The 12,365-nt window shown below is 46.9% G+C and carries 4 protein-coding genes, 4 tRNA genes and 3 rRNA genes; 3 read left to right on the top strand and 8 right to left on the bottom strand.

Translation table 11 applies throughout. The annotated features are described in order from the left end of the window. The first annotated feature begins 6 nt into the window (after nt 1-6). Nucleotides 7-3,132, top strand: coding sequence for a multidrug efflux RND transporter permease subunit (locus BS333_RS00485; RefSeq protein WP_021710913.1), 3,126 nt, complete (start codon nt 7-9; stop codon nt 3,130-3,132). 132 nt (nt 3,133-3,264) lie between these two features. Then, a complete protein-coding gene (gene ubiK, locus BS333_RS00480) occupies nt 3,265-3,516 on the top strand; it encodes a ubiquinone biosynthesis accessory factor UbiK (RefSeq protein WP_021710912.1) in 252 nt (83 codons plus the stop codon). A gap of 161 nt (nt 3,517-3,677) precedes the next feature. On the opposite strand, the gene ilvC is transcribed toward ubiK, so the two are convergent. Continuing rightward, a complete protein-coding gene (ilvC, locus tag BS333_RS00475; RefSeq protein ID WP_021710911.1) occupies nt 3,678-5,162 on the bottom strand; it encodes a ketol-acid reductoisomerase in 1,485 nt (494 codons plus the stop codon). 139 nt (nt 5,163-5,301) lie between these two features. Here ilvC and ilvY point away from each other — a divergent pair, with 139 nt between their 5' ends. Next, a complete protein-coding gene (gene ilvY, locus BS333_RS00470) occupies nt 5,302-6,192 on the top strand; it encodes an HTH-type transcriptional activator IlvY (RefSeq protein ID WP_021710910.1) in 891 nt (296 codons plus the stop codon). 191 nt (nt 6,193-6,383) lie between these two features. Here ilvY and BS333_RS00465 read toward each other — a convergent pair. The 7 genes from BS333_RS00465 to BS333_RS00435 form a co-directional block, all read right to left on the bottom strand. Further along, nucleotides 6,384-6,460 (bottom strand) — tRNA-Asp (locus tag BS333_RS00465). A 106-nt stretch (nt 6,461-6,566) separates the two neighbouring features. Then, nucleotides 6,567-6,683: ribosomal RNA gene (gene rrf / locus BS333_RS00460) — 5S ribosomal RNA — on the bottom strand. Between the two features lie 128 nt (nt 6,684-6,811). After that, nucleotides 6,812-9,700 (bottom strand): 23S ribosomal RNA (locus BS333_RS00455). Between the two features lie 386 nt (nt 9,701-10,086). Beyond that, nucleotides 10,087-10,162 (bottom strand) — tRNA-Val (locus BS333_RS00450). A gap of 29 nt (nt 10,163-10,191) precedes the next feature. Then, nucleotides 10,192-10,267: transfer RNA gene (locus BS333_RS00445), tRNA-Lys, on the bottom strand. A 19-nt stretch (nt 10,268-10,286) separates the two neighbouring features. Then, nucleotides 10,287-10,362, bottom strand: a tRNA-Glu gene (locus BS333_RS00440). 127 nt (nt 10,363-10,489) lie between these two features. Further along, nucleotides 10,490-12,041: ribosomal RNA gene (locus BS333_RS00435) — 16S ribosomal RNA — on the bottom strand. Together the 16S, 23S and 5S rRNA genes with 4 tRNA genes alongside form the textbook arrangement of a ribosomal RNA operon. Between the last annotated feature and the right edge of the window lie 324 nt (nt 12,042-12,365).

The raw sequence follows: 12,365 nt of genomic DNA, 5'->3' as shown, positions 1-12,365 counted from the left end.
CACGCAATGCGTTTTACCGATATATTTATTAAACGTCCCGTTCTAGCGGCTTCGATCAGTTTTTTGATCGCCTTGCTTGGACTGCAGGCGTTATTCCAGATGCAGGTGCGCCAGTATCCAGAAATGACCAATACCGTCGTTACTGTATCTACTGGGTACTATGGAGCAAGTGCCGACCTTATCCAAGGTTTCATCACTCAACCTCTTGAGCAAGCCATTTCTCAAGCTGATAATATTGACTTCATGACGTCACAAAGCGTATTGGGTAGTTCAACGATTACCGTTTACATGAAACTCAATACTAACCCAAGTGCCGCTTTGGCTGATGTGTTGGCGAAAACCAACTCGGTCCGCTCTCAGCTACCAAAAGAGGCTGAAGATCCAACCGTAACAATGTCGACAGGTTCAGATACTGCCGTCTTGTATATTGGCTTTACTGCCGCGCCGACAGAAAATGGCGAACCACTTAACTCAAGTCAAATCACCGATTATCTTGAGCGCGTGATCAAACCTCAATTGTTTACCGTTGGAGGGGTATCAAAAGTAGACTTGTATGGTGGCCTACCATATGCACTTCGAATCTGGCTCGATCCGGCTAAGATGGCGGCCTTTGATTTAGCCGCAACGGATGTCATCAATATCCTTAACGCGAACAACTATCAATCAGCGATCGGTCAATCCAATAACGAATTCGTACTCTACAACGGCAGTGCTGACACACAATCTAACACGCCAGAAGAGCTCGCTCAGTTAGTTGTGTCGACCGTAAATAGCCAAGTCATTCGACTTGGTGATATTGCAAAAGTAGATTTAGCGAAAAGCCATGATGTTTATCGCGCAATTGCGAACGGTCAGGAAGCGGTTGTCGCTGCGATCAATGCCGCACCAAGCGCTAACCCGATCAATATCGCCAAAGGTGTCCTTGAGTTGCTCCCTTCACTGGAGCGAAATATGCCTGACACCATTGAAATGGCGGTGATGTATGACTCCACCATCGCCATCAATGCATCGATAGAAGAAGTGGCAAAAACCATCATTGAAGCTGCCGTGATCGTCTTAGTTGTCATCACACTGTTCCTTGGTTCATTCCGTGCCGTACTTATTCCTATTATCACCATTCCTCTGTCTTTGATTGGCGTCGCCATGGTGATGCAGATGTTCGGCTTTTCGTGGAACCTGCTCACCTTACTTGCCATGGTTCTGGCGATTGGTCTCGTGGTTGATGACGCCATTGTGGTACTTGAAAACGTCGATCGTCATATTAAGTTAGGAGAGAGTCCATTCCGCGCTGCGATCATAGGTACTCGAGAGATTGCTTTACCCGTTATCGCCATGACGTTAACTTTGGGCGCGGTCTATGCGCCAATTGCACTCATGGGAGGAGTCACGGGAGCACTCTTTAAAGAGTTTGCCCTTACTCTCGCAGGTTCAGTGTTTGTGTCAGGGATCATCGCTTTAACACTCTCACCAATGATGTGTTCGAAGATGCTTATCGCAAGCCAAAAGCCAAGTAAATTTGAATCAACCGTTCACTACTTACTTGACCGTATGGCTGAGCGCTATTCGGCAATGCTCACGGCTGTAATGGCACACCGTCCAGTAGTGATTGGCTTTGCTGTCATCGTATTTGCTTCGCTTCCCGTGTTATTTAAGTTTATCCCTAGCGAATTGGCCCCAGCAGAAGATAATGGCGTGGTCATGCTACTGGGTACCGCACCGGCCAATGCCAACTTAGACTACATTCAAAACACCATGGATGAAGTCAACAAAACCTTGGTTGAGCAGCCAGAAGTGAAATACGCACAAATTTTCGCGGGCGTTCCAAACTCTAACCAAGCTTTTGGTCTCGCGGCGTTGGTTCCTTGGGGAGATCGTCAAGCCAGTCAGGCTGAAGTTGCGGCTAGGGTAAATGGCATGGTACAAGATATTCCAGCTATGTCAGTGACGACCTTCCAATTACCCGAGTTACCTGGCTCACCATCAGGTCTCCCTTTGCAATTTGTTATCACAACACCGAACAGCTTTGAAAGCTTATTTCAAGTCGCCTCTGACGTGTTGAGCAAAGTGCAGCAAAACGGCATGTTCGTCTACTCTGATCTTGATTTGAACTTCGGTTCGGCAACAATGCATATTGAGATTAATAAAGATAAAGCGGGGGCCTACGGCATTACGATGCAGTCGATCGGAGCCACACTAGGAACAATGATGGCTGATGGCTATGTTAACCGAGTGGATATAGATGGTCGCTCCTACGAAGTTATTCCGCAGGTAATACGCAGTAATCGACTTAACCCAGACAGCATCAATCAGTATTACGTAAAAACGTCGACTGGCACCTCTGTACCTCTAGCCGAACTGGTCAGTATTGAAGTCAAATCAGCACCACGTTCCCTGCCTCACTTCAATCAGCTCAATTCCGCAACCGTTGGTGCCGTTCCTGGCCCTGGAGTAGCAATGGGTGATGCAATTGCTTGGTTTGAAAACGACGTAGCCAGCTCTCTACCGAAAGGCTATCGATATGACTTTAATGGTCAAGCTCGTCAATACGTCACGGAGGGAAGTGCCCTATATGCAACATTCGGCCTCGCGCTCGCCGTTATTTTCCTTGTCTTGGCAATACAGTTTGAATCGATTCGAGATCCACTGGTCATCATGGTTTCCGTCCCATTAGCAATTTGCGGTGCTCTGATTGCAATGGCATGGGGCACAACAACCATGAATATCTACTCACAAGTTGGACTTATCACCCTTGTGGGGCTGATTACCAAGCACGGTATATTGATTTGTGAGGTAGCAAAAGAGGAACAATTGCATAAAAAGGCCTCAAGAATCGATGCTGTCATGGAAGCGGCTAAAGTTCGACTGCGGCCAATTTTAATGACGACTGCCGCGATGATTGCTGGTTTAATCCCGCTATTATTTGCCTCAGGTGCAGGTGCAGCACAGCGATTTAGTATCGGTGTCGTCATCGTAGCTGGTCTATTCATTGGTACTCTGTTCACTCTCTTTGTCCTGCCAGTTATTTATAGTTACCTTGCAGAACAACACAAGCCTATTCCGGTTTTTGTTGAAGATGATGAGCTGGAAGAACTGGTCAAAATTGATCAAGCGAAAGCAACTCCGCAAAGCTAATCATTGATGTAAATCACTCAAGGCCACTTCGGTGGCCTTTTTTTATTTTCATGGCTTTTTTGCTATCAAGGTGGCGACTTTGTCGTATCATTTGCATAAAATATGAATAAATCAAAAGGAGCTTTAGTCGCTATGTTTGACCCAAAGAAGTTAGAAAAAATTGCTAAACAAATTCACGATTCAATGCCACAGCCAGTTAAAGATTTAGGCACTGATGTCGATCAGAAAGTCCGCCAAGTCATTCAAGGACAACTTAATAAACTCGATGTTGTGAGCAGAGAAGAGTTTGATGTACAAACTCAAGTGCTTCTGCGCACGCGACAAAAACTTACTGAGATGGAAAGCAAGCTAGCAGAACTTGAAGCGAAGCTAGCTGAAAAGTAGTCGCCCTATTGATTGGAGCATTGTATTTACTACTGAAGCTTTCAATTTACCAAGCGTAACCAAACGAAAAAGGCTTAATCATTCCTGACTAAGCCTTATTCATTTACCAAACTCTAAGCTTGTGCATTATCTAGATAAACTTCACTGAGTTAAGCGTTATATTATCCGCCAACTGCAATTCTCTTCATGTCCGTCATGTATCCACGCAGCTCAGCACCAATATATTCTACTGGGTGGTGACGAATCGCATCGTTGACAGCGATTAGCGTTGCATTATCAACTTGATTCGATGTCTCGCTAAGCCCTTTACCAATCACATCAGTATCAACTGACGACATAAAGCTCTCACGTAGAAGTGGGGTTGCAACATTAGCAAATAGGTAATTACCATATTCAGCCGTGTCAGAAATAACAACGTTCATCTCATACAAACGCTTACGTGCAATTGTATTAGCGATAAGAGGTAGCTCATGCAGTGACTCATAGTAAGCTGACTCGTCGATGATACCTGATGCCGTCATCGCTTCAAAAGCAAGTTCCACTCCAGCACGAACCATAGCAACCATTAAAATACCGTTATCAAAGTACTCTTGCTCTGAAATTTCATAGCCTGTTTCAGGATAGTTTTCAAACGCAGTCTCACCCGTCTCAGCACGCCAACCAAGTAGGTTTGCATCATCATTAGCCCAGTCTGCCATCATTGTAGAGGAGAAGTGCCCAGTGATAATGTCATCCATGTGCTTGTTGTACAATGGACGCATCAAGTCTTTTAGTTGCTCTGAAAGCTCAAAAGCTCTAACTTTGGCTGGGTTAGATAGGCGATCCATCATATGTGTGATACCACCAAACTTCAGTGCTTCAGTGATGGTTTCCCAGCCGTATTGCAATAGCTTGCCTGCATAGCCAGGGTCGATGCCATCGGCAACCATCTTCTCATAACAAACAATTGAGCCAGCTTGCAGCATGCCACACAAAATGGTTTGCTCACCCATTAGGTCAGATTTCACTTCAGCCACAAAAGAAGACTCTAGACAACCAGCACGGTGACCACCTGTTGCTGCAGCCCAAGCTTTGGCGATATCCCAGCCCTCACCCTTAGGGTCGTTCTCTGGGTGAACAGCGATAAGAGTCGGTACACCAAAACCACGCTTGTATTCTTCACGAACTTCCGTACCCGGACACTTAGGTGCAACCATTACTACTGTGAGATCTTTACGGATTTGCATGCCTTCTTCAACAACATTGAAACCGTGTGAGTAACCTAGGGCTGCACCTTGTTTCATCAAGGGCATGACGGTTTCAACCACATTAGAGTGTTGCTTATCCGGAGTTAGGTTGACCACTAAGTCAGCTTGAGGGATCAAAGTTTCATAGCTACCGACTTCAAAACCATTTTGTTTGGCATTCTTAAATGACTGACGCTGCTCATCAATTGCCGCTTGACGAAGTGCATAGGCAACATCAAGTCCAGAATCACGCATGTTAAGACCTTGGTTAAGGCCTTGAGCACCACAACCAACGATGACCACCTTTTTGCCTTTGAGATAATCCGATTCTGTTGCAAATTCTTCGCGGTCCATAAAACGACAACGACCTAACTGATCGAGTTGTTCGCGCAGGTTTAAGGTATTGAAATAGTTAGCCATCGAGGTACTCCTTAATATTTTCCGTGGTGGGGAAATAGCATTTTCCTACCGAATGAGATCATACTAAATCAGACATAATGTTGCTTAAAGTGATATATTCACAATTAGTAATTGCAATTAATGCAACAAAGGAAAGCAAGTGAACATTAAACGGTTACAACTTTTTATTCACCTATGTGAGAGCAAAAGTTTCGCTAAAACAGCAGCTGCCATGCACTTAAGCCCATCGGCTTTAAGTCGGCAAATACAAAAGTTGGAACAAGAGACGCAACAACAACTGTTCTTGCGTGATAACCGCAGTGTCGATCTCACTATTCAAGGCCAAAAACTCCTCCCTGTTGCTCTAAGAATCTTAAGCGAATGGCAGCAATATCAAAATCACCTCAAAGGTACAGAAGAAGATTTGAAAGGAGAAATACGTCTATTTTGCTCGGTGACAGCAAGCTATAGCCACCTTCCCGAGTTACTTTCAGAGTTTCGCCTACAGCATCCTTTCATTGAATTCAAACTATCAACAGGTGATCCTGCCCAAGCAATAGATAAAGTCTTGGCAAATGAGGCTGATATCGCTATTTCTGCAAGGCCTGAACAACTTCCAACTAAAGTTATCTTCGAACCAATTAGTGAGGTCCCTCTATCTGTGATAGCCCCGGTTGGTATAAGTAGCTTCGCAGAGGAACTCCTACAAGATCCACCGAACTGGGCCAATATTCCCTTTATTCTTCCAGAAGCAGGAACAGCAAGAGAACGAGCCAATGTATGGCTCAAGCAAATGAAAATCAAACCGAATATATATGCTCAAGTCTCTGGACATGAAGCAATTGTCAGCATGGTTGCTCTCGGCTGTGGAGTCGGTATTGCACCTGATGTAGTGATTAACAACAGCCCTGTCAGAGAGAAAATTAACCGACTTAAAGTATTGCCTATCAGACCGTTTGAACTTGGTGTTTGCTGCACCAAAAGTCAATTAGATAACCCTTTAGTACAAGCTTTATGGCAAGTTGCTGAGAGCAAGTATATTCCTTCTTAGACTTTATCTTACATTATGTAAGCTTACTAAAAGCCCTAATATTGTCTACTAGGGCTTTATTTGAATCTATTGTGGAACAGCCGGGACGTCCAGTTCAGAAGTTGCGATCAATCTGGACTCATACCCCGAAAAGGAAAATCGCTTTTCTTTAAACGACAAAACCCAGTCCGAAGACTGGGTTTCTAAATAAATGGCGGAGCGGACGGGACTCGAACCCGCGACCCCCGGCGTGACAGGCCGGTATTCTAACCAACTGAACTACCGCTCCACACGGTGATAAACAATGTATTGTCTATCCGATATACGTCGTTCAAATCGCATATCTAATCTTTTTGCCTTCATCTTTTTTTAAAAAAAGATGAAAACGAATTAAAGCCTGGCGATGTCCTACTCTCACATGGGGAAGCCCCACACTACCATCGGCGCTAATTCGTTTCACTTCTGAGTTCGGGATGGAAATCAGGTGGGTCCAAATCGCTATGGTCGCCAAGCAAATTCTGTTTTAAATCCTGTTATCAGGATTTAAATAATCTGGAAAGCTGGTTACTTAATAAAAGTAGATTCTCTACACATTCAATTCGTTCTTGCTTTGAGTCCATCAAAACCCTTTGGGTGTTGTATGGTTAAGCCTCACGGGCAATTAGTATCAGTTAGCTCAACGCCTCACAACGCTTACACACCTGACCTATCAACGTCGTAGTCTCCGACAACCCTTTAGGATACTTAATGTATCAGGGAGAACTCATCTCAAGGCTCGCTTCCCGCTTAGATGCTTTCAGCGGTTATCGATCCCGAACTTAGCTACCGGGCAATGCGTCTGGCGACACAACCCGAACACCAGAGGTTCGTCCACTCCGGTCCTCTCGTACTAGGAGCAGCCCCTTTCAATTCTCCAACGCCCACGGCAGATAGGGACCGAACTGTCTCACGACGTTCTAAACCCAGCTCGCGTACCACTTTAAATGGCGAACAGCCATACCCTTGGGACCGACTTCAGCCCCAGGATGTGATGAGCCGACATCGAGGTGCCAAACACCGCCGTCGATATGAACTCTTGGGCGGTATCAGCCTGTTATCCCCGGAGTACCTTTTATCCGTTGAGCGATGGCCCTTCCATACAGAACCACCGGATCACTATGACCTGCTTTCGCACCTGCTCGAATTGTCATTCTCGCAGTCAAGCGGGCTTATGCCATTGCACTAACCTCACGATGTCCAACCGTGATTAGCCCACCTTCGTGCTCCTCCGTTACGCTTTGGGAGGAGACCGCCCCAGTCAAACTACCCACCAGGCACTGTCCGCAACCCCGATAAGGGGTCGACGTTAGAACATCAACACTACAAGGGTGGTATTTCAAGGACGGCTCCACCAACACTGGCGTGCTGGTTTCAAAGCCTCCCACCTATCCTACACATGTAGGGTCAATGTTCAGTGCCAAGCTGTAGTAAAGGTTCACGGGGTCTTTCCGTCTAGCCGCGGGTACACTGCATCTTCACAGCGATTTCAATTTCACTGAGTCTCGGGTGGAGACAGCGTGGCCATCATTACGCCATTCGTGCAGGTCGGAACTTACCCGACAAGGAATTTCGCTACCTTAGGACCGTTATAGTTACGGCCGCCGTTTACCGGGGCTTCGATCAAGAGCTTCGACCGAAGTCTAACCCCATCAATTAACCTTCCGGCACCGGGCAGGCGTCACACCGTATACGTCATCTTACGATTTTGCACAGTGCTGTGTTTTTAATAAACAGTTGCAGCCACCTGGTATCTGCGACTCTCAATAGCTCCATCCGCGAGGGACTTCACCGTCGAGAGCGTACCTTCTCCCGAAGTTACGGTACCATTTTGCCTAGTTCCTTCACCCGAGTTCTCTCAAGCGCCTTGGTATTCTCTACCCGACCACCTGTGTCGGTTTGGGGTACGATTCCTTACAATCTGAAGCTTAGAGGCTTTTCCTGGAAGCATGGCATCAATGACTTCACTACCGTAGTAGCTCGACGTCGTGTCTCAGCCTTAAGAGAAACCGGATTTACCTAATTTCTCAGCCTACGCACTTGAACCTGGACAACCGTCGCCAGGCCCACCTAGCCTTCTCCGTCCCCCCATCGCAATTGTAAGAAGTACGGGAATATTAACCCGTTTCCCATCGACTACGCCTTTCGGCCTCGCCTTAGGGGTCGACTTACCCTGCCCCGATTAACGTTGGACAGGAACCCTTGGTCTTCCGGCGAGGGGGTTTTTCACCCCCTTTATCGTTACTCATGTCAGCATTCGCACTTCTGATACCTCCAGCATGCTTTACAACACACCTTCAACGGCTTACAGAACGCTCCCCTACCCAATGCACAAAGTGCATTGCCGCAGCTTCGGTTTACTACTTAGCCCCGTTACATCTTCCGCGCAGGCCGACTCGACCAGTGAGCTATTACGCTTTCTTTAAATGATGGCTGCTTCTAAGCCAACATCCTGGCTGTCTGAGCCTTCCCACATCGTTTCCCACTTAGTAGTAATTTGGGACCTTAGCTGGCGGTCTGGGTTGTTTCCCTCTCCACGACGGACGTTAGCACCCGCCGTGTGTCTCCCGGATAGTACTTACTGGTATTCGGAGTTTGCAAAGGGTTGGTAAGTCGGGATGACCCCCTAGCCTTAACAGTGCTCTACCCCCAGTAGTATTCGTCCGAGGCGCTACCTAAATAGCTTTCGGGGAGAACCAGCTATCTCCAGGTTTGATTGGCCTTTCACCCCTAGCCACAAGTCATCCGCTAATTTTTCAACATTAGTCGGTTCGGTCCTCCAGTTGATGTTACTCAACCTTCAACCTGCCCATGGCTAGATCACCTGGTTTCGGGTCTATATCCAGAGACTGAGCGCCCAGTTAAGACTCGGTTTCCCTACGGCTCCCCTAGATGGTTAACCTTGCCACTGAATATAAGTCGCTGACCCATTATACAAAAGGTACGCAGTCACCCAACAAGTGGGCTCCTACTGCTTGTACGTACACGGTTTCAGGTTCTATTTCACTCCCCTCACAGGGGTTCTTTTCGCCTTTCCCTCACGGTACTGGTTCACTATCGGTCAGTCAGTAGTATTTAGCCTTGGAGGATGGTCCCCCCATATTCAGACAGGATATCACGTGTCCCGCCCTACTCGATTTCACTGAATGTGCGTTGTCAACTACGGGGCTATCACCCTGTATCGCCGGACTTTCCAGACCGTTCGTCTAACGCATAAAAAGCTTAAGGGCTAGTCCAATTTCGCTCGCCGCTACTTTCGGAATCTCGGTTGATTTCTTTTCCTCGGGGTACTTAGATGTTTCAGTTCCCCCGGTTCGCCTCGTTATGCTATGTATTCACATAACGATACGTGCTTATGCACGTGGGTTTCCCCATTCAGAAATCCCAGACTCAAATGGTTGTTACTACCTAATCTGGGCTTATCGCAAGTTACTACGTCTTTCATCGCCTCTGACTGCCAAGGCATCCACCGTGTACGCTTAGTCACTTAACCATACAACCCCAAAGAGTTTCAGAAGAAATCTTGAGTTTGTTGTTTAAACAACCAAAGTTGCTATCTCATTATTTGAATGAGCGAGATAGCGTTCGATTTTGCCGGACTCAAATATGTTTTGCTCCATTCGTTAAGAACGAAGTAAAACCCAAGAACACTTGAATGTGTATTGGTACCTACATCTTTAAAAGACATAGGATTTGAGAACTTTTATTAGATAACAATCAATCAAATTGTTATCTGTCAGCTTTCCAAATTGTTAAAGAGCAATGAACCTTAATGGTCATTTTCTAAAGACTTTTGCTTGGCCTTTCGGCGACAAAAATTCCAACCACATACTTTTTACTGAAGTGGTTTGGCTAATTTATCCAAAAATACTTAGAGAATGGTGGGCGATACCGGGCTCGAACCAGTGACCCCCTGCTTGTAAGGCAGGTGCTCTCCCAACTGAGCTAATCGCCCACATTGTTTTTTCATTCTCGTGGAGAGAATGGTGGGTCGTGCAGGATTCGAACCTGCGACCAATTGATTAAAAGTCAACTGCTCTACCAACTGAGCTAACGACCCATTTTACTTCAAAAAGAAGTGGTATCCCGTAGGGGAGTCGAACCCCTGTTACCGCCGTGAAAGGGCGGTGTCCTAGGCCTCTAGACGAACGGGACACTAAGTTGAACATCTTGGGGATGTTCTTTCTCTTTTACTTTATAAACCGTATCAATCTGTGTGGACACTCATCGTGACTCATTTGTCTTCACTTTTAAAAAGCGAAAGCAAACTATCCGTATCGTATAAGGAGGTGATCCAGCGCCAGGTTCCCCTAGCGCTACCTTGTTACGACTTCACCCCAGTCATGAACCACAAAGTGGTAAGCGTCCTCCCGAAGGTTAAACTACCTACTTCTTTTGCAGCCCACTCCCATGGTGTGACGGGCGGTGTGTACAAGGCCCGGGAACGTATTCACCGTGGCATTCTGATCCACGATTACTAGCGATTCCGACTTCATGGAGTCGAGTTGCAGACTCCAATCCGGACTACGACGCACTTTTTGGGATTCGCTCACTTTCGCAAGTTGGCTGCCCTCTGTATGCGCCATTGTAGCACGTGTGTAGCCCTACTCGTAAGGGCCATGATGACTTGACGTCGTCCCCACCTTCCTCCGGTTTATCACCGGCAGTCTCCCTGGAGTTCCCACCCGAAGTGCTGGCAAACAAGGATAAGGGTTGCGCTCGTTGCGGGACTTAACCCAACATTTCACAACACGAGCTGACGACAGCCATGCAGCACCTGTCTCAGAGTTCCCGAAGGCACCAATCCATCTCTGGAAAGTTCTCTGGATGTCAAGAGTAGGTAAGGTTCTTCGCGTTGCATCGAATTAAACCACATGCTCCACCGCTTGTGCGGGCCCCCGTCAATTCATTTGAGTTTTAATCTTGCGACCGTACTCCCCAGGCGGTCTACTTAACGCGTTAGCTCCGAAAGCCACGGCTCAAGGCCACAACCTCCAAGTAGACATCGTTTACGGCGTGGACTACCAGGGTATCTAATCCTGTTTGCTCCCCACGCTTTCGCATCTGAGTGTCAGTATCTGTCCAGGGGGCCGCCTTCGCCACCGGTATTCCTTCAGATCTCTACGCATTTCACCGCTACACCTGAAATTCTACCCCCCTCTACAGTACTCTAGTCTGCCAGTTTCAAATGCTATTCCGAGGTTGAGCCCCGGGCTTTCACATCTGACTTAACAAACCACCTGCATGCGCTTTACGCCCAGTAATTCCGATTAACGCTCGCACCCTCCGTATTACCGCGGCTGCTGGCACGGAGTTAGCCGGTGCTTCTTCTGTCGCTAACGTCAAATAATGCAGCTATTAACTACACTACCTTCCTCACGACTGAAAGTGCTTTACAACCCGAAGGCCTTCTTCACACACGCGGCATGGCTGCATCAGGCTTGCGCCCATTGTGCAATATTCCCCACTGCTGCCTCCCGTAGGAGTCTGGACCGTGTCTCAGTTCCAGTGTGGCTGATCATCCTCTCAGACCAGCTAGGGATCGTCGCCTTGGTGAGCCCTTACCTCACCAACTAGCTAATCCCACCTAGGCATATCCTGACGCGAGAGGCCCGAAGGTCCCCCTCTTTGGCCCGTAGGCATCATGCGGTATTAGCCATCGTTTCCAATGGTTATCCCCCACATCAGGGCAATTTCCTAGGCATTACTCACCCGTCCGCCGCTCGACGCCGTTATCGTTCCCCGAAGGTTCAGATAACTCGTTTCCGCTCGACTTGCATGTGTTAGGCCTGCCGCCAGCGTTCAATCTGAGCCATGATCAAACTCTTCAATTTAAAGTTTTTTCGGCTCAATGAATACTGACTTCAAAACTCATCCTTACTTAAAAGTAAGAAGTAATTTTAAAGCTATTACCATTCCAACAGAATGATAATGAATTGACTGTGCCAAGTCTTTCGACTCGTTTGGTCACTCAGTTCACTGAAACCTAATTTGAAGCTAAAGCTTCTAATTGGATTATCATCAACGAGTGCCCACACAGATTGATAGGTCTATATTGTTAAAGAGCTTTCCTATTGAGCCATGCTCAAATCGGACGGCCATTTTAGCGATTTAAAGTTTAGTGTCAACCACTTTTTTCAAACTTTTTCTTAGCGTTT

Source organism: Vibrio azureus (assembly GCF_002849855.1).
Taxonomy (GTDB): domain Bacteria; phylum Pseudomonadota; class Gammaproteobacteria; order Enterobacterales; family Vibrionaceae; genus Vibrio; species Vibrio azureus.
The sequence above is the reverse complement of the archived record's forward strand: the minus strand, read 5'-3'. Positions and strand labels throughout refer to the sequence as shown.

What these genes read in the sequence shown, in the direction of transcription:
- BS333_RS00485 (WP_021710913.1), top strand. Translation starts at nt 7, where the DNA reads ATGCGTTTTACCGATATATTTATTAAACGTCCCGTTCTAGCGGCTTCG.
- ubiK (WP_021710912.1), top strand. Translation starts at nt 3,265, where the DNA reads ATGTTTGACCCAAAGAAGTTAGAAAAAATTGCTAAACAAATTCACGAT.
- ilvC (WP_021710911.1), bottom strand. Translation starts at nt 5,162, where the DNA reads ATGGCTAACTATTTCAATACCTTAAACCTGCGCGAACAACTCGATCAG.